The organism is Brevibacterium sp. 50QC2O2 (genome assembly GCF_024580675.1).
In the GTDB taxonomy this organism is placed as follows: Bacteria; Actinomycetota; Actinomycetes; order Actinomycetales; family Brevibacteriaceae; genus Brevibacterium; species Brevibacterium moorei.
Genome location: NZ_JANIJZ010000006.1, coordinates 36,358 through 61,289, shown reverse-complemented (window position 1 = coordinate 61,289; position 24,932 = coordinate 36,358). Strand labels below are relative to the sequence as shown.

The following is a 24,932-nucleotide window of genomic DNA, read 5'->3' as shown; positions in this document are numbered from 1 at the left end:
TGTGCCCTCTGATCCAGGAATTTCCTCATCCGCCCCGTGGTTAACAGCTGCGTACGCAGCATTTACGGAGAACAGGGGAAACCATGACACATACGCCTCGCTTCCAGGACAAGGTCGTCTTCATCACCGGGGGCGTCTCCGGAATCGGAGCCGCGGAATCCAGCCGTTTCCTGGCCGAAGGTGCCACCGTCGTCGCCGCCGATGTCTCACAGGCCAATATCGACGGCTTCACCGGCGAGCTGGATGCGGAACTGGCCGGACGCTTCCACACGATCATCCTCGATGTCTCCGACCCCGCAGCCGTGACAGCGGCAATCGACGGAATCGCCCAGGAGCACGGGCGCCTCGACGTACTCGTCGCCAATGCCGGCATCGGCCTGTTCGGCAGTGTGACGGAAACCGACGATGCGGGTTGGAACCGCATCATGTCGATCGACCTGGGCGGCGTCTTCCACACCGCCCGCGCGGCGCTGCCCCACCTCATCGCCTCCCACGGTTCGATCGTCTCCACCGCCTCGATCTCCGGGATGGGTGGGGGATCCTGCGATGGCCGCCTATAACGCCGCCAAGGGCGCGGTCATCAATCTGACCCGCTCGATGGCCGTCGACTACGGCCACTCCGGAGTCCGCGTCAACGCCGTCGCCCCTGGGCCGGTGGCCACCCCCGCCCTGCAGCCGGTACTCGACTCCAAGCCCGAGGTCCGCGATGCCTATGCCACCTCGATCCCCCTGGGCCGGGTGGCCCAGCCCAGCGAGATCGCAGCGGCAGCGGCCTTCCTCGCCTCTCCCGACGCCTCCTTCATCACCGGGGTGACCCTGCCGGTGGACGGCGGCCTGACCTCATGGACCGGGCAGCCCTCCTTCAGCTGAGCCGCCCGGCTCCACGCTTTCCGGGCCGGAGTCGACCCGCCACCGCCGCCGCGCGCATGCCCTCCGCGGGCTGTTCGCACAGCATGGCGAGCCGGCTCTGAGCCCGGAACATATCTGCCGGCAGCGCCCGCTCCATGTCGACGAACTCAGTCCGCGGCACACTGGCCACCACCGTCAGCATCCGATCGGCATCGACGAGCACATCGAGCAGATCCACCAGGCGCTTGCGCGCATTTCTGCTCATTCCGGAGACCGCCGGCACCCCGGTGACGACCCAGGCGTCGAACCGTCGGGCCAACTCGAGATAGTCCCCGCTGACACTGCCGACCTCCAGCAGATCCGCGAAGTCGAACCAGACCTCCCGTCCGCGCACGGCCCTGGCGCGCAAAGCGTGGTGCGCCTTGAGCACGCATGTCGCCTCCTCCCCGGTCGGGGCGCGCAGACCGGCGGCGGCCAGCTCTGCGACGCCGCCGTGCCCAGCGGGCGCAACGATCCAGGATCCGCGGGCGAAGCGCTCGGAGCCTGAGCCGGGACGCCGATAGTCCACTCCCCCGTCGAGCAGACGGACCTCGAAGTTCTCCCTGATCGTCCGGATGCCCGGCACTGCCACATGGTGGTAGAGCCGGTGCGGCAGGAGTCCCTCCGGTTCGTAGTTGGAGGTGATGAGCGTCGGAACCGAGCGGTCCGCCAATTCCGCCAAGAGGTGATTGAGCAACGACGCCCCACCCGGATCGTGGATGTGCAGCTCGTCGAAGAAGCACAACCGGATGCCGTCGAGCAGCGCGTCCACCGTCTGTTCGATGGCACTGCGGCTGCTGCCCCGCCCGGCCAGTCCACGCTGCATCCGCTCGAAGAAGGAATGGAAGTGGATGCGCACCTTGGCATCATCGGGCACCGGTGCGGCAGCGAACGCCCGCCCCGCCAGCCAGGTCTTGCCCCGCCCCGCAGGGCCGTGGATGTAGTACCCGGCGGGTGCTCCGACGGTGGTGTGCCCACTCAGATAGTCCGATAGTTCATCCTGCAGGGCGACCTGCCCCGCATCGGGTTCCGGATCCGTCAAAGCCGCAGCTGGAACGTCATTCATATTCACAGGATAGCCTCAACAAACTATCCATCGCACTGTGAGGCGCCACTCGCCACACCCTTCAGAACCCGACCGGACACCGGCCATACGATGGACGCATGTACGGATCCCGCCTGGCCCGCTGGCAGCGCTTCACCGAATGGCCCCTGATGGCGGCGGCCCTCGTCTTCCTCATCGCCTATGCCCTGCAGGTGATCGACAAGGCCCATCCGCAGATCACGGCTGGTGCGGAGCTCGCCATCCGAGTGACGTGGCTGTTGTTCGCACTCGACTACCTGGTGTGCCTGTGCCTGGCCGAACACCGCCTGCGGTGGTTCGCCCGGCACCTGCTCGACCTGCTCATCGTCGCCCTGCCGATGTTCCGACCCCTGCGACTGATGCGCTTCCTCACCGTGCTCTCCCTAATCCAACGCGGGGCAGGGAACATGCTGCGCGGCCGGGTCCTCGCCTACACCGTGGGGGCCTCCCTGCTGACGATCCTGATCGCCGCGCTCGCAGTACTCGACGCGGAGAACGGCCACGGTACGATCGACACCTTCGGCCAGGCCCTGTGGTGGGCATTCGAGACCATGACGACCGTGGGCTACGGCGAGTTCATCCCCGTGACCACCGCCGGCCGCATCATCGCCGCGGGCCTGATGGTCGGGGGCATCGCCCTGATCGGAACCGTGACGGCGACCCTGTCATCGTGGATCGTCGAACGCGTGTCCGCGGAGACCAACCGGGCCACGACGGCCGCCGAACACGCCACCGGGGCCCAGGTCGAGGCCCTGCGCGCGGAGATCGCGGATCTGCGCACTCTGCTCGAATCCCAAGACGCCGGAAAACGTTCTTCGGACTCTCCTCCCCACGTCCCGGGACCCCAGTAGGCTCGATACCATGATCGCCCCGATCCTCAGCCTGCTCATCGGCCTCATCGCCCTGATCGGCGGTGCCGAACTCGTCGTGCGCTCTGGCTCGAAGATCGCATCCCGCCTGGGCATCCCGCCCATCGTCATCGGACTGACCGTCGTGTCCATCGGCACGTCGGCACCCGAACTGGCCGTGGGGATCGATGCGATCCACGCGGGCACCGGATCCCTGGCGATCGGCAATATCGCTGGTACGAACGTCGTCAACATCCTGCTGCTCCTGGGGCTGTCCGCCGCTCTGCTCCCCCTGCCCCTGGACAGGCAGACCCTGCGGCTGGACCTGCCCACGATCGTCGTGGCCTCGCTGCTGTTCTGGGCACTGGCCGCCGACGGCACCCTGAGCACGTTCGACGGGGCGGTCCTCTTCGCCTCGGCCCTGGCCTACACAGCCCTGCTCATCGTCTATGTCCGCCGGCAGCGGGCCGCCGGCGCAGGGCCCGAAATCGCACATACGGAGGCCGAGGTCTCCGCCGGCCTCGATGCCCGCACCGGCCCGGTGCCCCTGGTCCCGGCGGCACCGGGCGACAAGGCTATCCCCACCGCTGCACGGACACGGACGACGAACGCCGGCCGCTGGTACCTGCCCGGCCAGCTGGTGTTGCTGGCCATCGGACTGTTCGTCATCGTCAAGGGCGCCGATTGGCTGGTGGGTGGAGCAGAGGAACTGGCGCGTGCGGCGGGGGTCTCCGACGCCTTCATCGGCCTGACGATCGTGGCGATCGGCACCAGTGCCCCGGAATTGGCCACAACCCTGCTCTCGACGATCCGCGGCGAGCGCGATATCGCCATCGGCAACCTGATCGGTTCCTCGACGTTCAACCTGACCCTGGTCCTGGGTGTCTCTTTGCTCGTGACCCCGGGGACCGTGCACATCGACCCCACTCTGGTGAGCCTCGACATCCCGATCATGGTTGCCGTCGCCGTACTGTGCATTCCGGTCTTCCTCACCGGCCGACGGATCTCACGGACGGAGGGGTTCCTCTTCATCGCCGCCTATGCGGTCTATCTGGGGTTCCTCATCGCCACCCGGGCCTGAGCCCCGGCTCCGCAGCGACGACGCGGAGTCGGGAGCCTGCAGGATCAGGCCAGCAGGTCCTCCACGATCGCGGCGAATCCGTCCTCGGCGTTCGACGGCGCCACGAGGTCTGCCGCTGCCCGCACGGCCTCGCCCGCGTTGGCGACCGCGTAGCCTGTGCCGGCCCAGGCCAGCATGTCGACATCGTTGAGACCGTCACCGAAGGCCACGACCTCGCTGCGGTTGATTCCCAGGTGGGCGCACAGCCGGTCGAGGCCGCTGGCCTTGGTCACTCCGGCGGCCATGAGCTCGACGAAGGGCGCGCCCGACAGGGTCATCTCGAAACCGCTCAGTCCCAGCCCCCTGGCAGCTGCGAACAGCTCGGCGGTGGAGACCGTGGCGTGGCGGAAGACCAGTTTGAGGCTGGCGGCACCCACCACCTCGGCCCGGGTGGAACCGTGCATCGTGTGCGGATCGCGTTTGTGATCGTCGAAACTCGACAGTGCGGCATAACCGGGCTCGGCTACGAATCCTTCGCCGGCGTCCCTGATCGCGCCGAAGACCACGCCGGGGACCCGGCTGGACAGGGCGGTGGCGAACGGGGTGAGGATTTCGGGGGCGGCCTCGACCGTGTACAGGACACGGCCGGTGGCCAGGTCGAGGCCGTAGGCCCCATTGCCGCACAGGGCCCAGGAATCGAAGCCGGTTTCCGCGCCGATCGCCCGTAGTCCATTGGGGTTGCGGGCGGTCACGGGCACCACGGGGACACCGGCCGCCCGCGCGGCGTCCAGGGCCGCCCTGGTCCGCGGACTGACATGTCCGCTGGGATCGAGCAGGGTTCCGTCGAGGTCTGTGGCGATGAGGCGTGGAGATGGCACCGGACCATCCTACCGCCGGCCGGACCGTGCCAGGGCGGGCCTGTAACCTGTCACACATGAGCATGACGACTGCCGACCTATACGATCTGCGCGGCGAAGAACTCGATTCCCTGTCCCTGCAACTGGCATCGATCGGAGGACGTTCCAGTTTCGACGGTCCGGTGCGCACGGTGCGCTGCCACCGTGACAACGCGCTGGTCAAGCAGGTCCTCAACACCCCCGGCGATGGCGCCGTGCTGGTGGTCGACGGCGGGGGCGCATTGGAATCGGCCCTGGTCGGCGATCTCATCGCAGCCGCAGCAGCGGCCAACGGCTGGGCAGGGGTGATCGTCAACGGGGCAATCCGCGACCGCGCCCAGATCGGCGCGCTCGACTTGGGACTCAAGGCGCTCGGATCGAATCCCCGCAAGTCGGCCAAGGACGGCGCCGGCGAGGTCGACGTGCCCGTGACCATCGACGGGGTGCTGTTCACTCCGGGCAAGCACGTCTGGGCCGACTCCGACGGAGTACTGGTCGAACGCTGAGTGCCCGGGCCCGCCTGGCTAGGACACGAAGCGCTCCCCCAGCCGTTCCAGCGCGTCGTCTGCCAGTCCGAGCCCATCGACGAAGTAGCCGCGGATTCCGCCGAAGTCCTGGCGCACCTGGGCCAGTGAGGTCTCCAGGTACTCCGGTCTGACCTCGAGCATGGGCAGTAGCAGATCGCGCGGGATGCCCTGGGCCTCGGCGCGCTCCAGGTACCCCTCCTGCCTGGGCAGGTAGTCCACGTTCGTGGCCAGGTAGTCGGCGAGGACGTCATCGGGGTCCGCGCCCAGCAGGAGCAGGAGCGAGGCCGCCGCCCAGCCGGTCCGGTCCTTGCCCGCCGTGCAGTGGAACAGGGCCGCCCCGCCGGCTTCCGGTGCGGCGAGCGCGGTGAACAGCTCGCGGTAGGCGCGCCTGGCACTGGGCAGGATCACGAAGTCGCGGTACGACCGTTTGAGGTAGGCGCCCTCCGGTTGGGCGCGCAGAAAGCGGGCGACCTGCGCTGGGTCCTGGGAGGCCGATCCGGTGTGGGCTGCCGCGGAGTGTTCGCTGTCGGCCAGGACATCGCATACGCTCAGGCTGACCCCGGCCGGGTGCTTATCCGGGGCGTGGTCGCGCTCCGGGCCGGTCCGTAGATCGTAGACTCGTTCGATGCCCAGGGCGGTGAAGTCTGCGAAGGATTCCGGGCGCAGCCTGTTCAGCCCGGCCGAACGGTAGAGCAGACCCGATGCGATGCGTCCTCCGGCGACGGGGATGGAGCCCAGATCGCGCAGATTGACGATGCCCTTGACCCTGCGCCGACGGTGGGCCAGGTCGGCGGGGTCCGCCGCATGCGGGCCCTCGTCGGAGGTCTGGGGCGTGGGAGTCCGGGTGGAACTGGGCTGTGGCGTCATCGTCATGTCTGTGAGCTTAGACCACGCCTGGCAGCTGCCGGAGGTGGACTGGGTGTCCGCGCGGTTCGATGGCTTGATAACTTGGCGAAGTGATGAAACGCAATGACGCCGCTGTCCCTCCTGCCGCACGCCCGCCGCTGGGCCGGCAGGATCCCCTGTCCCCTCTGGTACCCGCCGGCCTGGTGGCCATCGCCGTGTTCGTTGCGGCGTTCAATCTCCGGCCCGCTGTGGCCTCCTTGGGAGCGGTGTTGGATCAGGCGGTGGGCGAGCTGGGCGGCACCCCCACTCTGGCCGGACTGCTCACCGCGCTGCCTGGCCTGTGCTTCGCGGTATTCGGAGTGCTGGCGGTTCCGATCGCACGGCGGACCGGTCTGACCGGCGCGTTGACCCTGGGCATGCTGATCGAGCTGGTGGGACTGGCACTGCGGCCCTGGGTGGGCGGCATCTGGTCGTTCGTGTTCCTGACCGGACTGTGCGTCATCGGCATCGCCGTTGGCAATGTGCTGCTGCCGGCCTTCATCAAGCGTCACGGCGGGGTCCGCACCGTGGCGCTCATGACCGTGTATTCGACGCTGTTGGGCGTGGGCTCGACGATCGCCCCGCTGACTGCGCTGCCGTTCGGGGCCCGCGCCGACGGTTGGCGCTGGGGACTGGCCGTATGGGCGATCGCCGGAGCCGTCCAATTGCTCGTGTGGGTCTTCGTCTGGCCCAGGGCCGGCTACGACCTGCCACCGGCGACTGCAACGGACAGGGCCGCCCACACCCGCATCTGGAAGTCGCCGACGGCCGTGGCCATCATGCTGTTCTTCGGTCTGCAGTCGATGAATGCCTATATCCAGATGGGCTGGCTGCCCACAATGCTCGGTGACGGTGGCGCTTCGGCATCCCAGGCCTCGCTCGCGCTGGCGATCACGGGCTTCATGCAGATCCTGGGCGGTCTGGTGATGCCGACGATCACCGCGCGGGCGAAGAATCTGTGGCCATTCACGGTCCTGTTCGCCCTGCTGATGACGGCCGGCTATGCGGGCATCCTGGTGGCGCCGGCTGCCGGTTGGCTGGCCTGGGCGCTGCTGTTGGGCCTGGGCGGCCTGTGCTTCCCCACCGCGCTGAGCCTGATCACAGCGCGCACCCGCGACCCCATGGTCACCGCGCGGCTGTCCGGGTTCGCGCAGCCGGTGGGCTATCTGCTGGCGGCCGCGGGACCGTTCCTGGTCGGCACCGTCCACGGTGCGATCGGCGGCTGGATGCCGATTCTGGTGGTCCTCATCATCCTGGGACTGGTCCTGGCCCTCTTGGGCTTCCGGGCGGCCAAGTCCGCCGTCGTCGACGACGAATTGGCCGCCCACTCGGCCGACGGCCGGGCCTAGTCCCCGGTGGCTCCCTGTACATAGGCCGCCAGGGCGGCGCGCCGGGCGGAGCGGGGATCGGACTCCACCCGCGGCTGCGCATCGAGGATCAACGTGCGGCGTTCGCGCTCGTCGAAGCCGGGCCAGTCGCCACCTGGCTGCCCGGTCCGCGCGAAGGAGCCCCAGAGGTCCATCATCCGGGCGGAGAACCGCGCATCACGGCTGTCGCCGGCGGAGTCCCCCTCTGCCATGACCGTGGCCCGCGAGCGCCCGAAGACGTGGGGGATCTCGGCTCCGTGGGTCGCCCCGAAGGCACCGAACCGGGGGTCCTCCGAGACATAGTCGAAACGGTAGAGCCAGACCGGGTTGTGGCGCGCGTGCAGTTCCGCCGCGCACACCGTGGGGTACCAGAAGACCGCGTCACCGCCGAGTCGGGGCGCGTCGCGGGGGTAGTCGGGGTAGGCCGCGAGTACCTCGGGCCAGCCGGGTGCCGCGGCGAAGACGCGCTCGAGGGTCTCGGGCAGCACGGGAATCGTCTCCCCTCCCCCGGCCTGCGCTCCGATGGCGAACAGGGTGCCCTCGTTGTCGTTCGTGCCGATGAGCAGTGGCACCGCCGCCGCACTCCCATCGGCCAGTGCCGCCAGCGGTGCGCTCGGCAGCGACTCCCCGTCGACCACGGGTCCGCAGATCATCAGTCCCGGCGCCAGCTCGGGGGCCTGTTCGTTCAGGGCCTCGAAGGCCTGCAGGAGCTCGGCGGCCGAGGCCCGGGCCAGGCGCTGGGCGCGCTCGGCACTGCTCGTCTGATCCGTGGCGAGGTCGTCCAGCAGCACTTCTGCCCACCGGCCGGCCTGTTCGACCGAGAGCATGGAGGCCGGGGCCGGGGATTGGGCTATCGCCCGGTGGAACAACCCGTGGGCGTCGGGCATGGCCATCAGGGCGAGCACGGACATGGCTCCGGCCGATTCGCCGAACACCGTGACCGCTGCGAGATCTCCGCCGAAGGCCGCGATGTTCTCGCGTACCCAGTCCAGGGCACGGATCTGATCGTAGAGGCCGACATTTGACTCGAAGACGTGCTCGGGGCCGGACAGGGCACTGAAGTCGATGAAGCCGAAGGGCCCCACCCGGTAGTTGGGGCTGACCACGACACAGCCGGTGCGTTCGGCCAGCACCCTGGCGTCGTAGTTGCGATTGACGCCGATGGCGAAGGCACCGCCGTAGATCCACACGAGCACGGGCAGGGGCCCGTGTGATTCCGTGTGCGGGGTGACGATCGTCAGGGTCAGACAGTCCTCGTCCATCTCCGGGTTCTCGCCCACTCCGCCGAAGGCCTCCGGCCTGGGAGTCTGGACGGGAGCGGGACCCCAGGAATCCGCAGTGAATACGGTCGTGCGCATTGCGGGCGGGACCGGCCTGCGGAACCGCAGCTCGCCCACCGGCGGGGCGGCGAAGGGGATCCCGTACCAGGCGTCCGTCGCCCCCTGTGCCAGCCCGCGCACGGGGCCCTCGGTCGTGTGTCGCAGGGGGCCGGCGGGGCTGTCCGGGGTCGGTGGGATGGGGTCGAAGTGCACGGCGGTGTCCGCCTTTGGATCGCTCATGCGTCCATAGTAGTGGGTCCCATCACACCTCTACACGGCGATCTCTCAGGCGCTGAACACCGTGCGCAGGGTGTCGTCGGCCAGGCGCGCCCGCCCGCCCAGGTCCGCGATCTCGAAGAGCACCGCGGTCCCCGCGTGCACGTATCCCAGCCGCTGCAGTAACTCACGGCTGGCGCGCAGAGTGCCGCCGGTGGCCAATACATCGTCGATGAGCAGGATGCGCGAACCGGCGGGCAGATCCGTCTGCATTTCGATGGTTGCGCTGCCGTATTCGAGCGTGTACTCCTGGTGCCCGGCCGGCCGGGGAAGTTTGCCGGCCTTGCGGATCGGGACCAGACCGCACCCGCACAGTCCGGCCGCCACGCCGGCCAGCAGGAACCCGCGGGCCTCCACGCCGGCAATCGCATCGAAGGAATCGGCGAACGGGGCGATGAGTGCGGCTGCCGTGGCGTGCAGGGCGGGGCCGTCGGCCAACAGCGGCATCACGTCGCGGAACACGATGCCGGGCTCGGGGTGATCGGGGATCGAGCGGATCAGGGACTGGGCGCGGGCGAGGGCGGGGGCTGTGGCTTCGTACACGCTTCAAGGATATCCCGCCCCACCACCACAGCCCGCAGACAGCCCGCTGCCAGTGTTACCCAACCGTTACCTTTACCATGGAGATGATGAACGACAAGGCGAACAGTGCAGCGGGCGGCACCCCACCGGACCCACAGCCCGCTTCACCCGTGCGCAGGCGGATCGTGGAGCTCGACCTGCTGCGCGGGTTCTTCGTCATCGTCATCATCCTCGACCACCTGCAGATGTGGCCCTCGCCTTTGTACCTACTCAGCGGCAAGGGCCTGTTATGGGGTTCGGCCGCCGAGGGCTTCTTCCTGGTCTCTGGCTTCCTCATCGGCTATATCCGCGCCTACAAGGGCCGGACCAAACCCCTGCGCGAACTCACCGTGGTGCTTCTGCGCCGGGCCCTGAAGCTCTACCTGTGGGGCATCGGCATCTCCTTGGCGATCATCGGCTTCACCCTGTTGGTCGGCGGGGATGGCCGCCTGCCCAAGCTGCCGACCGAGGACCAGCTGGCGACTCCGTTCGCCCTGTTGCGCCATCTGGTCACCATGGACGCGTTCAACGACTGGATCTACTTCCTGCGCCTGTACGCGGTCATGCTGGCCGTCACCCCGATCTTCCTGTGGTTCGTCCGCCGGCGCCTGGCCTGGCTGGCCGCCCTGCTCAGCGTGGCCGTCTACGCGCTGAGTTTCCTCCAGGAGATCCCCGATGCGGAACTGCAGTGGCAGCTGTACTTCTTCGGAGCCGCACTCATGGGCTATCGGTTCGAGGACGTGCGCGCCTGGCTGCGCGGGCGCGCCGGGTTGAAGACCGGTTTCGGCTGGACCCTTGTCGTCCTGCTCGTCACGACGACCAGCCTGAGCGGGCTGACGGTGCACGCTCCCGGGTTCTGGGATCGCATCGGCCTGTGGGATTTCTACCAGTGGTTCCAGCCCGCCACCGCCGATTTCTTCTCGAACAACCCGACGATGCCGGGCCGCGTGGCTCTGGCTTTCCTGTGGTTCGCGGGCTTTTTGGCCCTGTTCCACATCCTGCGCACTCCGTTGGAGAAGTACCTGGGCTGGCTCCTACTGCCCTTCGGCACCATGTCGTTGACTGCCTACTGTCTCCAGGCACTGGTTCTGCCCCTGTTGGTGCTGGTCTTCGTGCCCCACGGGGTGGTCGTCAATACGATCCAGGGATTGCTGTCGATCGGTATCATCTGGTTCCTGCTGGGCAGGCGCAGCGTCCAGCGACTGCTACCGCAGTAGCCGATTCAGGCGCACAGGTCCTTGAGCAGGATCGCGATGCCCTCTCCCGTGCCGACCTCGCGGAACCCCAGGCGGGCGAACAGGCCGATGGCCGAGTTGGTCTGTGCGACACCGGCCGACACCCCGGTGGCACCGTTATAGCGCAGCAGCCCGAACAGCGCATGCAACAGCCGAGTACCCAGGCCGGAGCCCTGACTGTCCCGATCGACCGCTACCAGGAGTTCGGGAATCGTCTCGGAGACGAAGCCCGCACCGGCCTCGGCCGCAGGGAAAATACGCGCCCAGGCAGCGCCGAGCACCCCCGTACCGTCGTCCGCGACGGCCAGCACCCCGATATCTCCCGGCCGCCCCCAGCCGGCCAGATAACCGGACAGCTGTGGATCGCGCAGGGCCTGCGCGGCGGTGAGTTCGGGACGGTCCAGCGACCAGTTCGCGCTGGCGGCGAGGAACGGTGCCAGCGACTCGCCGCCGGCCGGGCTCGGGTCTACGGGGAGGATCTTCACCATGTCTGCAACTGTAGTCGCTTATGAGCAGGCATCTAACATCCTGAAGAAACACAGAAACATACTTCTTGCACATAAAATGCATTTTCTATACTCTGATGCATTGTAGGTGACTCCGCTCTCCTGCACCTTTCGATCCAGTGGGATCATCGCCGATCCCGTTCCCACCCCCAGACCATCCCATCCCTCATGAAGGCAAAGGCGGCTTCATATGCAGCAGGCCCATTCCATCCTCAACCGGATCCTGTCCGCGTTGACGGCCATCGCGGTGGTCGCGATGATGCTCCACGTCATCGCCCACGCCCTGTCCCGGTTCCTCTTCTCCGCTCCCCTCTACGGCACCAATGAGATCGTGTCCTTCTGGTGGTTGCCGGCGATCGCGCTGCTGGGCATCCCCGCGGCCCACCTGCAACGCGAACACATCACGGTCACTCTGCTGACCGAGCGGCTCGGCCCCACCTCCGCCCGGGCCTGCCAGATCTTCGCCGCATGTGCCGGAGGGCTGCTCAGCGCCTGCCTGATGGTGTTCGGCCTCCGGGAGGCGATCGAGAAGATGACGATCGGCGCCACCGCCGGGGTCACCGAGATCACGACCTGGCCGGTGTACTTCCTGGTCCCCCTGGTGTTCCTCGTCATGACGCTGTGCTACGTCCTCGACGTCTTCGTCCCCGTCGACCGCACTGCGAGCGCCACCGTCGACCCCGCCGAATCGGCGCTCTGATCCCAACACGTACGAATCCGAGGTCCCTATGAACCCCGACGCAACGACCACGGCGAGCCCCGCCGACCGGTCAACCACTACAGGCACCGCCGGAACCGGCACCGGCCCGACCACCCTCCTGCCCAGGGCGCACCGCCGTGGCAGACCACGCGGCACCGGCTTCGCCGTCTGCCTGGTCCTGCTCACCGTCACCCTCATCGGCTTCTTCCTCTCCCCCACCGGCCCCGTGGCCGGACTGTGGTGCCTGGCCATGATGCTGGTGCTCATGTTCATGTCCGTCCCCGTCGCCCTGAGCCTGGCCATTCCATCGGTCATCGGCGTCTACGGCCTCTCCGGCATCCCGGCGACCGTCAACATCCTGGCCACCGCACCCTTCCACACCGTCTCGAAATGGTCTTACTCGGTCCTGCCCATGTTCATCTTCATGGGCATGCTGCTGGCCCAGTCGGGGATGGCGGCGAAGATCTACCGCGCCACAGACCGCTGGTTCTCCTGGCTGCCGGGCGGCATCGGCATCGGCACCACGGCAGCCGGAGCCGGCCTGGCCTCGGTCTCGGGATCGACCATCGGCATGACCTACACCCTGGGCCGCACCGGCATCCCCGAAATGCTCAAGGCCGGATACGACAAGCGCATGGCGGTGGGCACGGTCATCGTCGCGGGTCTGCCCGGGGCGCTCATCCCCCCGTCGATCCTGCTCGTGGTCTTCGCCGGTATCGCATCGGTTCCCGTCGGCCCCCAGCTCATGGCCGGCGCGGTACCCGGCATCCTCATCGCCGTGACCTTCGCGCTGTTCATCCTGCTCATCGGTTTCGTCAAGCCCTCCCTGGTCGGCAGACGGCCCGGCGCCGCCGGGGGCTCCACCGCCACGTGGAAGGAGCGCTTCTCCTCGCTCGGGGAGATCTGGGGCTTCCCCGTCATCATGCTGGTCCTGTTCGGCGGTATGTTCTCCGGTGCCTTCACCCCGACCGAGGCCGGTGCCGCGGCCGCGTGCACCGCGATGATCCTGACCCTCATCCACACCCGTAAGGACAAACCGCTGGGCAAGGTGGCAGTAGCCGCCATGAACACGGTCTCGGCCACCGCCTCGATCTTCTTCATCATGATCGGCGCCGAGATGCTGACCAAGCTCCTGGCGATCACCGGACTGGCCCCTGCCATCACCTCGTACATCACGGGGCTGGGCCTCTCCCGCTTCGCCTTCCTGCTCATCCTGGTGCTGCTCTACCTGGTGATGGGCATGTTCTTCGACACCATGTCGATGATGCTGCTGACCGTTCCGATCCTGCTGCCCACCCTGTCCGCCATGGATGTCAATCCCCTGTGGTTCGGAGTGTTCGTCGTTCTACTGGGCGAACTCGGTATGATCACCCCGCCCGTGGGCATCCTGTCCTTCATCGTGCACAACATCACCAAGAACCCCGCGGTGAACCTGGGCCAGACCATCACGCTCAAGGACGTCTTCGTCTCCCTGACCTGGTTCCTGCCCGTTGCGGTCCTGTTCCTCGTCCTGATGATCGCGGTTCCCCAGATGACCGACTGGCTCCCCGCTCTGCTCGAACGCGCAGGAGGCGCCCAGTGATCAGCAAGTCACCTTCCGAAAGGCAGAACCCCATGAAACCAGGCCGCAGCCGCCTCCGCACACTCGGCCTCCCCCTCATAGCCGGCGTCCTGAGCCTGGCCCTGAGCGCTTGTGCCGGATCCGTGGCAGGCGGCACCTCCGGAGGACTGGCCGGCGGTGGAGGCGGAGGCTATGCGCCTGGCGCCGACCAGGCGACCATCGACGCGGCACTGGCCGACCTGCCCGAGGTGGAACTGACCTTCCAGCCCTCGGCGGCGTCCGCGGCTTCCATCCAGGCCCCCTCGGGCAACGTCCTGGCCGCGGCCATCGAGGAGCGCTCGGGCGGGAAGATCAAGGTCGACACGGTGTGGGGACAGGCCATCGCCGGCTATTCCGAACTGTTCGACGCCCTGTCCGACGGGCGCGTGGACCTGGCACTGGCGCTGCCGGTCTACCAACCCGCGGAGTTCCCCGCCACCAATGCCGTGGGCGAGGCCCTCGGTGGGCTTCCGTCCTCGCCCTACACCGGGGAGATGATCACGAACGCCGTGGGCGTCGATGTCGCCTGGAACACTCCTCAGGTACTCCAAGAATACGAGGATCAGAGCGTCTACCCGATCGCCCCCTTCATCGCCTCGGGTGGCTACTACTCGGTTTGCACGAAGACCGGGGTCTCCGAATCCGACTATCCGGGCAGGCAGGTCCGCATCGCCTCGAAGGCGCAGAGTGGCTTGATGAGCCGAATCGGCGCCTCCCCCGTCTCCATGGAATACACCGAGGCCTTCGAGGCCATGCAGCGGGGCACCGTGGACTGTTCGCTGGCGCAGCTGGTCACCGCGGCCGAGGGCGGGCTGTTCGAGGTCGCCCCCAATATCGGCTATATGACCGACACGTCGATCTCCCGCAGCGCCAGCTCCCTGGTCGCCGGCAAGAAGTTCGCCGAGCTGCCCCTGGGCTACCGGCAGATCATCTTCGACGTCTACGCCGACCACTTCCATGGACAGCTGCAGACCGGCATCGGCGGCAATGCGGCAGCCGTCACGGCCGCGAAGAAGGCAGGCGGCAAGATCGAACGCTTCGATGATGCACTGCAGAAGGACGTGGCGGCCTTCAACTCGGAGAACCGCAAGAAGATCGCCGAGTCCGGTATCGCCGGCGACGATCTGGCCGAACGGGTCGAGGCGGCCGCCAGGAAGTGGACGGCTAAGGCCAAGGAACTCGGCTACTCCGACAAGGGCACGACAGCGGACTTCGACGAGTGGTACGACCCGAAGAGCGACTACCGCCCGATGGGCGAGGCGGTCTACCAGGACGTCATCCTCCCCCGCCGACCCTCCTGATCACCGGCGCGCAGGGGCCCGCGGCAGTCTAGCCGCGGGCCTCTGCGCGTTCGATCCAGGCATCGCCGCGCATCCGCAGGCCCAGGCCGATCCCACGGAAGGCCAGGAAGCCCCAGCAGAAGCAGGCCCACAGGCCCCAGGTACCCCAGCCGGCGAGGTGCCCCAGCCAGCACAGCAGGGCGAATCCCAGGAATGCGCCCAGCTGTGCCAGGGCCAGATAGCGGGAATCCTCAGCGCCCATCAGCACCCCGTCGAGGGTGAACACATAGCCGCCCAGCGGCAGGCTTGCGGCCAGCACCAGGATCAGGACCGTCAATGCGGGCCGGACGTGCTCGTCCGAGGTGAACAGCGCCGGAAGCCAGGGCGACAGACAGGCCATGACGACGCCCGTGATGGTGCCGAAACCCACACCCCAGCCGATCAGGCGCCGGTGCACGGCGTGGACCTCGGCGCGCCGCCTGCGCCCCAGCTCCAGGCCGATGAGCGCCTGCCCGGCGATCGCCAGTGAGTCCAGCACCATGGCCAGGCTGTTGAACAGCGTCTGGGCGACCTGCACCGCCGCCAGCTGCACGGTCCCCTGAGCTGCGGCAAGGGCGACCAGCACCAGGATGGCGGCCCGCAGCGAGGCGTTGCGCAGCAGCAGCCAGCCCGACATCCGCGCGGCGTGGAAGACCCCATGGAAATCCGGCCGCAGCCTGGCACCGTAATGCCGAGCCGCCAGCACCGCGATCCACGCATAGGTCAGGCACATGAGTCCCTGTGCGCACACGGTGCCCAGCGCCGAGCCCGCCACACCGAGGTCGAGGCCGTAGATGAACAGGGCGTTGAGTGCGATGTTGACGGCGAAACCACCCGCCGCGATGGCCAACGGCACCTTCGTGTTCTGCAGCCCGCGCAGCAGCCCGGTGCCGGCGATCACGATGAGCATGAACGGCAGGCCCCACCAGGAGATCGTCAGATACTCCCGGGCCAGGGCCGCGACCTCGGCGGTCGGGTTGAACCAGCCCAGTGCCGTGTCGAGCAGGGGCAGGCCGGCCGCCACCAGAATGACCGAGGTGGCGGCAGCCAACCACATCCCGTCGATCCCAGCGCCGATCGCCCCCGGTCGATCGCCCGAGCCCAGGAAGCGCGCGACCCGCGGCGTGGTGGCGTAGGCGAGGAAGACCATGAGGCCCAGCACCGTCTGCAGCAGGGCCCCCGCCAGGGCCAGCGCGGCGAGGGCCTCCGGTCCCAGATGGCCGACCATCGCGGTGTCCGCCAACAGGAAGACCGGTTCGGCCGCCAGGGCGCCCAGGGCGGGCAGCGCCAGGGCGATGATCTGTTTATCGCGTGAGTGCACGATGTCCCATCCTAGGCGGACCGCTCAGGACCGGATCCGGCTACCCCGCTCATCGTGCAACAGGCCCAGCCACGCCCGCGTGTCCGCAGGGTCGATGACGTCGTCGATGTCGAAGGTCTCGGCCGCCGACATGGCCCGGCCCTGCTCATAGAGGCGGTCGAGCAGCCGGGTGAACAGCGCATCGCGTTCCTCGCCTTCCGGCACCGCGGCCAGCTCCTTGGAGAACCCCAGGCGCACCGCGCCCTCGAGCCCCATCGGGCCCAGTTCGCCGGAGGGCCAGGCTACGGTGAAACGGGTCTCGTGCAGCGAGCCGAAGCTCATCGCCATCGCCCCGAGCCCGTAGGCCTTGCGGATCACCACGGAGCCGGTGGGCACTGTCAGCGCGGCGCCGGCGCAGAACAGGTCGCCGAAGGCGCGCACGCCGGGCTCCCGCTCGGCTTCGGGTCCGACCATGAAGCCGGGGGTGTCGATGAAGGCCACCAGCGGCAGGCCATAGGACTCGACGAGGCGCAGGTGCTGGGTCAGATTCCGCGCGGTGTCCACGTCGATGGCCCCGCCCAGGTGCCGATTGTCATTGGCGACGAACCCGACGGGAGCGCCGTCGATCCGCGCGAAACCGCAGATCGCCCCGCCGCGGGCACCTGAGCGCAACTCGGTGAAACCGGTGTCGTCGAAGACATGGCGCAGCAGGGAGCGCATATCGAAGGCACGTAGCCGGTCGGCCGGCACCGCTGCCCGTAGGATTGCGGCCCTATCGGGCGCAGCCGGCTCGGTTCCACCGGTGGCGTCCTCCTGCCCACCCGCAGCGGCTCCCTCACCCGCTCCGCCTGCGGCGAACATGGCCAGGTAGTCACGGGTGGCAGCCACGGCCTCGGCGTCGCCGGGGACGACCAGGTCGACGGCTCCCGAATCACGGTGCACGCGGACGGGGCCGACGTCCTCGGGCCGGTAGTCGCCCAGGCCGCCACCGGAGATCATCGCCGGGCCGCCCATTCCCAGGTTGAGGTCCTCCGTTGCGATGATCACATCGCACACTCCCGCCAGCGCCGCGTTGCCGGCGAAACAGCGGCCCGAGGCGATCGCGATCAGCGGCACCCGCCCGCGCAGGCCCGCGAGCGCGGCGAACGTCCCGACGTTGAGCTGGGGGCCCGGAGGGATGTCGGTGTCGCCGGGCCGCCCGCCGCCGCCCTCGCAGAAGAAGACGATGGGCAGGCCGGTGTCCCCTGCCACGTGGAGGAGTCTGTCGGTTTTGGCGTGGTTGCGCGCTCCCTGGGTGCCGGCCAGCACCGTGTAGTCGTAGCTCATGACGACCGCGCGGACGTCCCCACGGTCCGTGCGCACTGTGCCGATCCCGCCGACCAGCCCGTCCCCGCGGGTCCGGTCGATCAGATCGGCGTGCGAGCGCCTGGCCCGCTGGGCGGCGATCGCAAGGCCGCCGTATTCGACGAACGTGCCGGGGACCACCAGTTCGGCCAGATTCTCCCTGGCCGTGCGCCGACCCCGGCGATGGATCTTCTCCACGTCGGCCGGGTGTGCCTCATCACTTGTTCCCGCGTGCCTGGCCACGGCCTCTGCCACTGCCGGGTGGTCGACCAGCTCGGTGCTCGCAGCCCCCGTCCGGTCGGTATTGCCCGCAACGATCGCGAACACGGGCTGGCCCTCGGTCACGGTGTCGCCGATTGCCACCAGGGCGCGCGCCGCGGTGTGGGGTGGGGCGGGAATCGCATGGTGCATCTTCATCGCCTCGATGAGGCCCAACTCGCCAGGCCTGGCCTCGAGCGAGACGACGGTACCCGAGAGTGGGGCGGGTACCGGGGTCTCGTCCACGGCCAGCTCGACCGCGGGCGCCTCTGTGGCCTTGGCCGGCGCCGCATCGGGCCCCGTTCCGGTCTCCGGGATCGAGGCGAGGAGTTCGGCGCTGCGCGCATCGAAGGTGCCGGTATCCGCGTGGCCGGGCAGGCCCGCGGCGATGACCGCGCGCTGCAGGCCGATGTTCGTCTCCACCCCCGTGATGCGGGTCTCCAGCAGTGCCCGGTCCAGTCGGGCCACGGCCGTCTCCAAGTCATCGGCCGTGACGATGAGCTTGGCCAGCAGGGTGTCGTAGCTCGCGCCGATCCGGGTACCCGAACGCACCCAGGTGTCGACTCGCACATGCCGGTCCAGGGGGAAGTCGGCTGATGCCAGAGTGCCCGTCGCCGGGTGGACCGTGCCGTCAGCGCTCATCCGCTCGGCGGTGATCCGCGCCTGCACCGATGTCCGTCCCGTCGGCTGCCCGTCCGGCAGAGCGGACATCTCCAGTCCCTGGGCCAGACGCAGCTGGGCGGCCACCAGGTCGATGCCCAGCACCTCCTCCGTCACCGTGTGCTCGACCTGGATGCGCGGGTTGACTTCGAGGAAGAACCAGTCGTCGTCGGTCACCAGGAATTCGACGGTGGCCAGCTGGGTGTAGTCGATCGCCTCCAGCAGGGTGCCTGCGGCCGCGTGGATCGCCGTCCGGATATCCGTGGGCACCGTAGCCGGGGCGATCTCGAGGAATTTCTGGCGGCGGCGCTGCAGGGAGCAGTCCCGATCGCCCAGGATCCTGATCCCCTCGGCTGTGCCCAGCGCCTGGACCTCGATGTGGCGGGTGCCGGTGAGCCAGCGTTCGGCCAGTAGCCGCTCGTCGCCGAAGCCCGCCGCGGCCTCGGCGGCGGCCCTGGCGAACAGGGCGTCGACATCATCGGCGGGGCCGATCGGCACGATCCCCCGGCCCCCGCCGCCGGCGACTGCCTTGAGTGCGATCGGGCCCCCGGCCTCACGTTGGAAGGCCCTGGCCTGTTCGGGCCCCGCCAGCACGCCGGTGGCCGGTATCGTGTTGATCCCCAGTCCTGCGGCCAGTGTCTTCGCCCTGTCCTTATCGCCGACGGCTTCGATCGCCGCCGGGCGGGGACCGACGAATACGGCGCCGGCGGCGGCGACCGCCCTGGCGAACTCTGCGGATTCGGACAGGAATCCGTAACCGGGGTGGACGTAATCGGCGCCCACGCGGCCGATCACGGCCGCCAGTCCGGCGATGTCCAGGTAGGCCCCTGCTCCCAGGCCCGGCAGTTCGACCGCCCGGTCGGCCAGGCTCACGTGCAGGCTGTCCGCGTCATCGGCGGGGTGGATGGCGACGGTTGTCATGCCCAGATCACGGGCGGTGCGCATAATGCGCACGGCGATCTCCCCGCGGTTGGCGACCAACAGGACGGGGGCTCGGTTCACGTGCGTCACTTCTCCAGGCTCTCCAACAGTTCGACCTTGCGGATCTTGCCCGTGGCCGTCATCGGCATCGCCTCGACGAAGACGAACTCCGGGACCTTGTAACGGGCCATCTGCTCCAGCGCCCATGTGCGCAGCTCCTCGGCGGTGGCGGCGGAGCCCGCCGTCAGGATGGTGAAGGCCACGGGCACCTGGCCCTTGCGCTCGTCCGCGCGCGGGGCAACGGCGACGGTCTCGATCGCAGGATGGGCCTTGAGCAGCGTTTCGACTTCGGCGGGGAAAACACTCATCCCGTTGACCTTGATCATCTCCTTGGTCCGCGCCAAATAGGTCAGCGCCCCGTGCTCGTCGAAGCGTCCGGTGTCGCCGGTGAGCAGCCAGCCGTCGACCAGGGAGTCGCGGGTGGCCTCGGGCCGGCGGTAGTAGCCGGTCATCACCGAGGGGGAGCTCACGATGATCTGGCCGGATTCGCCCACCGGAACCGGGTTCAGATCGGCGTCGACGACGACGATCCGCGTGCCGGGCACGGGGAATCCGCAGTACACGGGTTCCTTGGCCAGGTCCATGTCCCCGTCCTGCAGGCCCAGGGTCGACGTGTCGGCCGTGTGCGTCTCGGTCATTCCGTAGGAGGCCTCCCGCAGTGTCGTCCCGGAGACCTCCCGCCAGGCCGTGCGCAGGTCCCGGTCGAGCTTGCGCACGAAACTGATCGCCGTGCAGTCGCGCAGGCTCTCCAGCGTCTGGGCCGTACAGCCGGGCTCCTCCAGCAGTTCCCAGTAGCTGTCGCCCAGGCCGATCAGGGTGGAAACCCGCTGCGCGGCGATGAGTTCGAGGGCCACACCCGGATGCCAGCGGCTCATCAACACCAGGGTCGAGCCGTCGACCAGCGGGGACAGGATTGCGAAGTCCTCCCCCGCGATCCAGAAGATCGGCTGGAAGCCCAGGATCACCTCGGGTTCGGCGTCGGTGCCGGGCACATGTCCACGGCCGGCGTGCGATTTGAGGCCCGAGTAGACCATATGGGCCTGCGTGTGTTCACAGCCCTTGGGCAGACCCGTCGTCCCGCCGGTGTAGTTGAGCACCGCCAGGGCGGTCGGATCCACCTCGGCCGGGGCGGCCGGAGAATGGGAGACGATGTCCGCCCAGTCACTGGGCAGGTCCCCACTGGCGGCGGCAAACGGCGCGGCGGGCACAGCGGGTCCCGTCAGTGTGTCGGCCAACTGGGTGTAGGCCACCGTGAGATCGGCGTCGACGCCGGCTTCGGGGTCTGCCAGGACGCGTTCGATGAGAGGCTGGAATTCCGCCTGCGCGATCACGACCCGCGGGGTTGCGTCGCGCAGTTCGTGTGCCAGTTCGCGCGCCTGGAACATCGGGTTGATCGGCAGGTGCACCGCGCCCAGGCGCAGAATCGCCAGGAGCGCGATGATGAACTGCGGGCAGTTGCTCATGAACACGCCCACCCGGTCGCCGGCGGCCACGCCCTGGCCGCGCAACCAGCCCGCGGCAGCTGCGACCAGCTCCTCGAGTTCGGCATAGTCGATGTCGCGGCCGTAGAAGTGGATCGCGGTGGTGTGCGGCCGCTCTTCGGCCCACCTGATGAGGAATTCGTTCAGCGGCCGCTCGTAGTCGGCGCGTGGTATCTCCCCCGGGACCGAGGCCGGGCGCAGTGTCCGCAGCGCTTCCAGTTCCGCGGCCGCTTTCGACCATTCCCCATTGCCCACCATATGTTCCACTCTCCTTCGAGTATTCGTCTCAGTCTTCTGCGCCGGCGGCGGTCCGCGCCGCTTCGGCCGTCTCACGGGCTGTGGCGCGTAGTTCGCGCCGCAGTACCTTGCCCGATGCGGTCTTGGGCATCTCGTCGATGATCACGACCCGGTGCGGTGCTTTGAATGCAGCCAGGTGTTTGCGCGCGTGGGCGATGACATCGGCCTCGCTCAGTTCACTGCCCGGCTGCCTGGTCACATAGGCCACGACGTTCTCACCGCGGTACTCGTCGGGCACGCCCACCACGGCGGCCTCGAGCACCTGGGGCATCAGGTAGAGGGCGTCCTCCACCTCGCGCGGCCACACCTTGAAGCCCGAGGCGTTGATCATGTCCTTCTTCCGGTCGACGATGAACAGCCAGCCCTCGGCGTCGAGGTAGCCCACATCGCCGGTGTGCAGCAATCCGCCGGGGATGTCGCGCGCCGTGGCCTCCGGATTGCCCAGGTACTCGTGGGTGACCATGGGCCCCGACACACAGACCTCTCCCACTTCCCCGGCCGCCAGCTCGTGTCCCTCGTCGTCGAGGATCGAAACCGTCACCGAGGCCAGGGGCAGCCCGCAGGACAGGTTCCCCGACTCCTCGTCGACCGGGGCGCGGAAGCCATTGGGCACCAGGGCGCACTGCGCGCTGGTCTCTGTGAGCCCGTAGCCCTGGCTGATGTAGTAGCCGGTGCGCTCCTCGAACTTCGCAACGATCGCCTCGGGCAGGGGCGCGCCGCCGGACATGATCTGATCGAAGGACTCGAAGTCCGCGGCCTCGAATCCCGGCACGGCCAGCAGCGCCATGAATGCGGTGGCCGGGCCGGCCATGTAGTTCGGGCGGTCACGGCGGAAGATCTCCAGCGAGGTCACCGGATCGAACCGGTAGTTCATCGACAGTGCGGAGCGGCAGGCGATATTGGCCAGGAACTGGCAGACGAAGCCCGTGATGTGGAAGACCGGCGCCAGGGTGAACATCACATTGCCGGGACCGTAGTCCATCATGTCCCGGCTCATGATCGCGTTGACCGTCAGGTTCCCGTGGGTCAGGACGGCGCCCTTGGACTTGCCGGAGGTTCCCGAGGTGTAGCCGTAGATCGCAGGGGACTCCCGCGTCACCGGAGCCTGCTGAACGCTGCGGCCGGAGTACTCCTTGACGATGTCGGACAGATCGGGGCGCCCGGTTGGGATCTGCGCGGGGAAGGCGCCGAAGATGCGTTCGGCCTCCACCTGCACCAGGTCGCGATCGTTGCAGGTGATGACGATGTCGAGGTCCGCAGCATAGTCCTTGACCCGGTCGTTGTACGCCGCAGCCGAAACCACCAGCGCCTTGACCGAAGCATCCGCGAAGACATGGGCCAGTTCGTCGCGGTACATCGGATTCAGCGGCACCACCACCCCGCCGAGTTTCCATGTGGCCAGGGCCGCCACGTAGTAGTGCGGCACGTTCTGCAGATAGATGCCGAGCACGTCGCCGGGCCCGAAGCCACGTTCGGCCAGGTACGCCGCGAGGGCGCCGGCCTGCTCGTCGATCTGGGCCCAGGTGGCCTCCCACCCGTAATACTTCACGGCGGGAGCCTCCGGTGCCGTGGCCACTGCGGCGGCCAGGAGTTCGGGCACTGTGGTCGGTTCCAGGGGCTGGATGTACTTCGGCTCACTCGAGAGCGTCGTCACCCAGGGGCGATCGGTCGAAAGTGACATCGGTGTCCTCCACTTCATCGTGTTCCGGCGCCGACGGGCTGTGCCGCCGGTCACTTCTTCATAATATCCCGAACGTTCGTTCATTCAACGCGGGACCACTGCTCACCTGGACGTTTCGTCCTCCCGCCCGCTCGCCTGGTCGCGCAATTCACGGCGCAGGATCTTGCCTGATGCCGTCTTGGGCAGCGCCTCGGCGATGACGACCCGATGCGGGGCCTTGAACGCGGCCAGATGTTTGCGCGCATGGGCGATGACATCGGCCTCGGTGAGGCTGCGGCCCGGCTTCAGCGTGAGATAGGCGACGACGCTCTCACCCCTGTACTCATCGGGCACGCCCACCACGGCGGCCTCGAGCACCTCGGGCAGCAGATACAGCGCGTCCTCCACCTCGCGCGGCCACACCTTGAAGCCCGAGGCGTTGATCATGTCCTTCATCCGGTCGACGATGAACAGCCAGCCCGCGGCGTCGAGGTAGCCCACGTCCCCGGTGTGCAGCATTCCGGCGGGGATGTCGCGCGCCGTCGCCTCCGGGTTGTTCAGGTATGCGCCGGTGACCATGGGCCCTGACACGCAGACCTCGCCCACCTCGCCCTGGGGGACTTCGCGGCCGTCCTCATCCAGGATCCGCAAGTCGACGCTGGCGATCGGCAGCCCGCAGGACAGGTTCCCCGACTCCTCGTCGACCGGGGCACGGAAGCCCTTGGGTACCACCGCGCACTGCGCGCTGGTCTCTGTGAGCCCGTAGCCCTGGCCGATGTAGCGGCCAGTGCGCTCCTCGAACTTCGCGAGGATGGCCGCGGGCAGCGGGGCTCCGCCCGACATGATCTGGTCGAAGGACGAGAAGTCGTCCCCGTGGAAGTCGGGGTGGGCCAGCAACGCCATATAGGCGGTGGCGGGACCGGCCATGTAGTTCGGACGCGTCCGCCGGAAGATCTCCAGGGTCGTCGAGGCCTCGAAACGGTAGTTCATCGCCAGGGTGCCCCCGACGGCGATATTGGCCAGGAACTGGGTGACCAGACCGGTGATGTGGAACACCGGGGCCAGGGTGAAGAAGGTGAACGGTGGTCGATAGCCCTGGAATTCGCGGTTGATCACCGCATTGACACTCAGGTTCCCGTGGGTGAGCACCGCGCCCTTGGACTTGCCGGAGGTTCCCGAGGTGTAACCGTAGAGCGCCGGGGTGTCCACGGTGACCGGTGCCTGGTCGACGCGGGCTCCGCGGTGGCGTTCGATCACATCGAGCAGTTCGTCCCTGTCGGTTTCGATATGGGACGGGAACGATCCGAAGACGCGTTCCGATTCGAGCTCCACCAGGCCCCGATCATTGCAGGTGATGACGATGTCGAGGTCCGCAGCATAGTCCTTGACCCGGTCGTTGTACGCCGCAGCCGAAACCACCAGGGCCTTGACCGAAGCATCCGCGAAGACATGGGCCAGTTCGTCGCGGTACATCGGATTCAGCGGCACCACCACCCCGCCGAGCCGCCAGGCCGCCAGAGCGGCGAAATAATAGTGGGGCACGTTCTGCAGATAGATCCCCAGTGCATCGCCGGGCCCGAAGCCGCGTTCGGCCAGGTACGCCGCGGTAGCCTGAGCGTGTTCGTCGAGTTCGCGCCAACTGCAGGTCCACCCGAAGTACTCCACCGCGGTCGACTCCCCCGCCTCCGCCAGTGCGCGTTGAAGTAACGCGGGGATCGTCGTGGGCTCCAGCTCGCGCAAATAGCGCGGTTCGCGGGCCAGGGTGTTCAACCAGGGTCGGTTTTCGGGTGCCATCGATACTTCTTCCGTTCACTTTCTCCATAGACGAGCGTGCCCGGGGCGCTTGGCCCCGGGCACGCTCCAACCGATGAGTTCGGGCT

The 24,932-nt window shown here is 68.2% G+C and carries 21 protein-coding genes; 10 read left to right on the top strand and 11 right to left on the bottom strand.

The window, feature by feature from the left end; genetic code table 11:
• Positions 1-83: 83 nt before the first annotated feature.
• Positions 84-560 carry an SDR family oxidoreductase gene (locus NQ038_RS06675; protein WP_257062163.1) on the top strand — a complete coding sequence of 159 codons (477 nt, stop codon included), beginning with the start codon at positions 84-86 and terminating at the stop codon, positions 558-560.
• Positions 547-870 (top strand): SDR family NAD(P)-dependent oxidoreductase, encoded by a 324-nt coding sequence (locus tag NQ038_RS06670; RefSeq protein ID WP_257062161.1) that lies wholly within the window; start codon positions 547-549, stop codon positions 868-870. The genes NQ038_RS06675 and NQ038_RS06670 overlap by 14 nt, the downstream gene beginning before the upstream one ends.
• On the opposite strand, the gene zapE is transcribed toward NQ038_RS06670, so the two are convergent.
• Entirely contained in the window at positions 863-1,954 is a 1,092-nt protein-coding gene (zapE, locus tag NQ038_RS06665; protein WP_257062160.1) for a cell division protein ZapE, read from the bottom strand. The genes NQ038_RS06670 and zapE overlap by 8 nt on opposite strands.
• A gap of 98 nt (positions 1,955-2,052) precedes the next feature.
• Here zapE and NQ038_RS06660 point away from each other — a divergent pair, with 98 nt between their 5' ends.
• Together NQ038_RS06660 and NQ038_RS06655 are read left to right on the top strand one after the other, a co-directional pair.
• Positions 2,053-2,823 carry a potassium channel family protein gene (locus NQ038_RS06660; RefSeq protein WP_257046588.1) on the top strand — a complete coding sequence of 257 codons (771 nt, stop codon included), beginning with the start codon at positions 2,053-2,055 and terminating at the stop codon, positions 2,821-2,823.
• Positions 2,824-2,833: 10 nt separating this feature from the next.
• Positions 2,834-3,901, top strand: a complete 1,068-nt coding sequence (locus NQ038_RS06655) for a calcium/sodium antiporter (protein ID WP_257046589.1) — start codon at positions 2,834-2,836, stop codon at positions 3,899-3,901.
• A gap of 44 nt (positions 3,902-3,945) precedes the next feature.
• On the opposite strand, the gene NQ038_RS06650 is transcribed toward NQ038_RS06655, so the two are convergent.
• Positions 3,946-4,758 carry an HAD family hydrolase gene (locus NQ038_RS06650; protein ID WP_257062158.1) on the bottom strand — a complete coding sequence of 271 codons (813 nt, stop codon included), beginning with the start codon at positions 4,756-4,758 and terminating at the stop codon, positions 3,946-3,948.
• 56 nt (positions 4,759-4,814) lie between these two features.
• Between NQ038_RS06650 and rraA the strand changes: the two genes are divergently transcribed.
• On the top strand, positions 4,815-5,282 hold the full coding sequence (gene rraA / locus NQ038_RS06645) for a ribonuclease E activity regulator RraA (protein WP_257046591.1): 468 nt from the start codon (positions 4,815-4,817) through the stop codon (positions 5,280-5,282).
• 18 nt (positions 5,283-5,300) lie between these two features.
• On the opposite strand, the gene NQ038_RS06640 is transcribed toward rraA, so the two are convergent.
• A complete protein-coding gene (locus NQ038_RS06640; RefSeq protein WP_257062156.1) occupies positions 5,301-6,176 on the bottom strand; it encodes a tyrosine-protein phosphatase in 876 nt (291 codons plus the stop codon).
• An 86-nt stretch (positions 6,177-6,262) separates the two neighbouring features.
• Between NQ038_RS06640 and NQ038_RS06635 the strand changes: the two genes are divergently transcribed.
• The gene (locus tag NQ038_RS06635; protein ID WP_257062217.1) at positions 6,263-7,537 is read left to right on the top strand and encodes an MFS transporter; all 1,275 of its coding nucleotides are present in this window, start codon (positions 6,263-6,265) and stop codon (positions 7,535-7,537) included.
• Here NQ038_RS06635 and NQ038_RS06630 read toward each other — a convergent pair.
• Complete coding sequence (locus NQ038_RS06630) at positions 7,534-9,114, bottom strand: carboxylesterase/lipase family protein (protein ID WP_257062155.1); 1,581 nt, start codon at positions 9,112-9,114, stop codon at positions 7,534-7,536. The genes NQ038_RS06635 and NQ038_RS06630 overlap by 4 nt on opposite strands.
• A gap of 45 nt (positions 9,115-9,159) precedes the next feature.
• The gene (locus tag NQ038_RS06625) at positions 9,160-9,693 is read right to left on the bottom strand and encodes an adenine phosphoribosyltransferase (RefSeq protein ID WP_257062154.1); all 534 of its coding nucleotides are present in this window, start codon (positions 9,691-9,693) and stop codon (positions 9,160-9,162) included.
• An 86-nt stretch (positions 9,694-9,779) separates the two neighbouring features.
• Between NQ038_RS06625 and opgC the strand changes: the two genes are divergently transcribed.
• On the top strand, positions 9,780-10,928 hold the full coding sequence (gene opgC / locus NQ038_RS06620) for an OpgC domain-containing protein (RefSeq protein WP_257046595.1): 1,149 nt from the start codon (positions 9,780-9,782) through the stop codon (positions 10,926-10,928).
• A gap of 5 nt (positions 10,929-10,933) precedes the next feature.
• Here opgC and NQ038_RS06615 read toward each other — a convergent pair whose 3' ends face one another.
• Complete coding sequence (locus NQ038_RS06615; protein ID WP_257046596.1) at positions 10,934-11,434, bottom strand: GNAT family N-acetyltransferase; 501 nt, start codon at positions 11,432-11,434, stop codon at positions 10,934-10,936.
• 208 nt (positions 11,435-11,642) lie between these two features.
• Here NQ038_RS06615 and NQ038_RS06610 point away from each other — a divergent pair, with 208 nt between their 5' ends.
• Genes NQ038_RS06610 through NQ038_RS06600 form a run of 3 tightly spaced genes read left to right on the top strand, consistent with a single transcriptional unit; the run spans position 11,643 to position 15,053 of the window.
• The gene (locus NQ038_RS06610; protein ID WP_257062153.1) at positions 11,643-12,152 is read left to right on the top strand and encodes a TRAP transporter small permease; all 510 of its coding nucleotides are present in this window, start codon (positions 11,643-11,645) and stop codon (positions 12,150-12,152) included.
• A gap of 28 nt (positions 12,153-12,180) precedes the next feature.
• Entirely contained in the window at positions 12,181-13,734 is a 1,554-nt protein-coding gene (locus tag NQ038_RS06605; RefSeq protein WP_257046598.1) for a TRAP transporter large permease, read from the top strand.
• A 32-nt stretch (positions 13,735-13,766) separates the two neighbouring features.
• Positions 13,767-15,053: a C4-dicarboxylate ABC transporter substrate-binding protein gene (locus tag NQ038_RS06600; RefSeq protein WP_257062151.1), complete on the top strand. Its 1,287-nt coding sequence runs from the start codon at positions 13,767-13,769 to the stop codon at positions 15,051-15,053.
• A 28-nt stretch (positions 15,054-15,081) separates the two neighbouring features.
• Here the strand turns inward: NQ038_RS06600 and NQ038_RS06595 are convergent, their stop codons facing one another.
• From NQ038_RS06595 to NQ038_RS06575, 5 genes are all read right to left on the bottom strand, one after another.
• Positions 15,082-16,392, bottom strand: coding sequence for an MATE family efflux transporter (locus NQ038_RS06595; RefSeq protein WP_257046600.1), 1,311 nt, complete (start codon positions 16,390-16,392; stop codon positions 15,082-15,084).
• Positions 16,393-16,416: 24 nt separating this feature from the next.
• Positions 16,417-19,635: a carboxyl transferase domain-containing protein gene (locus tag NQ038_RS06590; protein WP_257046601.1), complete on the bottom strand. Its 3,219-nt coding sequence runs from the start codon at positions 19,633-19,635 to the stop codon at positions 16,417-16,419.
• Positions 19,636-19,640: 5 nt separating this feature from the next.
• Positions 19,641-21,353, bottom strand: a complete 1,713-nt coding sequence (locus NQ038_RS06585; RefSeq protein ID WP_257046657.1) for an AMP-binding protein — start codon at positions 21,351-21,353, stop codon at positions 19,641-19,643.
• A gap of 28 nt (positions 21,354-21,381) precedes the next feature.
• A complete protein-coding gene (locus NQ038_RS06580) occupies positions 21,382-23,073 on the bottom strand; it encodes a class I adenylate-forming enzyme family protein (protein WP_257046602.1) in 1,692 nt (563 codons plus the stop codon).
• Between the two features lie 102 nt (positions 23,074-23,175).
• Complete coding sequence (locus NQ038_RS06575) at positions 23,176-24,846, bottom strand: class I adenylate-forming enzyme family protein (protein WP_257046603.1); 1,671 nt, start codon at positions 24,844-24,846, stop codon at positions 23,176-23,178.
• Between the last annotated feature and the right edge of the window lie 86 nt (positions 24,847-24,932).

Excerpts from the sequence above, each read along its gene's own strand:
- NQ038_RS06675 (WP_257062163.1), top strand. The coding sequence starts at position 84 with ATGACACATACGCCTCGCTTCCAGGACAAGGTCGTCTTCATCACCGGG.
- NQ038_RS06670 (WP_257062161.1), top strand. The coding sequence starts at position 547 with ATGGCCGCCTATAACGCCGCCAAGGGCGCGGTCATCAATCTGACCCGC.
- zapE (WP_257062160.1), bottom strand. The coding sequence starts at position 1,954 with ATGAATGACGTTCCAGCTGCGGCTTTGACGGATCCGGAACCCGATGCG.
- NQ038_RS06660 (WP_257046588.1), top strand. The coding sequence starts at position 2,053 with ATGTACGGATCCCGCCTGGCCCGCTGGCAGCGCTTCACCGAATGGCCC.
- NQ038_RS06655 (WP_257046589.1), top strand. The coding sequence starts at position 2,834 with ATGATCGCCCCGATCCTCAGCCTGCTCATCGGCCTCATCGCCCTGATC.
- rraA (WP_257046591.1), top strand. The coding sequence starts at position 4,815 with ATGAGCATGACGACTGCCGACCTATACGATCTGCGCGGCGAAGAACTC.
- NQ038_RS06640 (WP_257062156.1), bottom strand. The coding sequence starts at position 6,176 with ATGACGATGACGCCACAGCCCAGTTCCACCCGGACTCCCACGCCCCAG.
- NQ038_RS06635 (WP_257062217.1), top strand. The coding sequence starts at position 6,263 with ATGAAACGCAATGACGCCGCTGTCCCTCCTGCCGCACGCCCGCCGCTG.
- NQ038_RS06630 (WP_257062155.1), bottom strand. The coding sequence starts at position 9,114 with ATGAGCGATCCAAAGGCGGACACCGCCGTGCACTTCGACCCCATCCCA.
- opgC (WP_257046595.1), top strand. The coding sequence starts at position 9,780 with ATGAACGACAAGGCGAACAGTGCAGCGGGCGGCACCCCACCGGACCCA.
- NQ038_RS06615 (WP_257046596.1), bottom strand. The coding sequence starts at position 11,434 with ATGGTGAAGATCCTCCCCGTAGACCCGAGCCCGGCCGGCGGCGAGTCG.
- NQ038_RS06610 (WP_257062153.1), top strand. The coding sequence starts at position 11,643 with ATGCAGCAGGCCCATTCCATCCTCAACCGGATCCTGTCCGCGTTGACG.
- NQ038_RS06605 (WP_257046598.1), top strand. The coding sequence starts at position 12,181 with ATGAACCCCGACGCAACGACCACGGCGAGCCCCGCCGACCGGTCAACC.
- NQ038_RS06600 (WP_257062151.1), top strand. The coding sequence starts at position 13,767 with ATGAAACCAGGCCGCAGCCGCCTCCGCACACTCGGCCTCCCCCTCATA.
- NQ038_RS06585 (WP_257046657.1), bottom strand. The coding sequence starts at position 21,353 with ATGGTGGGCAATGGGGAATGGTCGAAAGCGGCCGCGGAACTGGAAGCG.
- NQ038_RS06580 (WP_257046602.1), bottom strand. The coding sequence starts at position 23,073 with ATGTCACTTTCGACCGATCGCCCCTGGGTGACGACGCTCTCGAGTGAG.
- NQ038_RS06575 (WP_257046603.1), bottom strand. The coding sequence starts at position 24,846 with ATGGCACCCGAAAACCGACCCTGGTTGAACACCCTGGCCCGCGAACCG.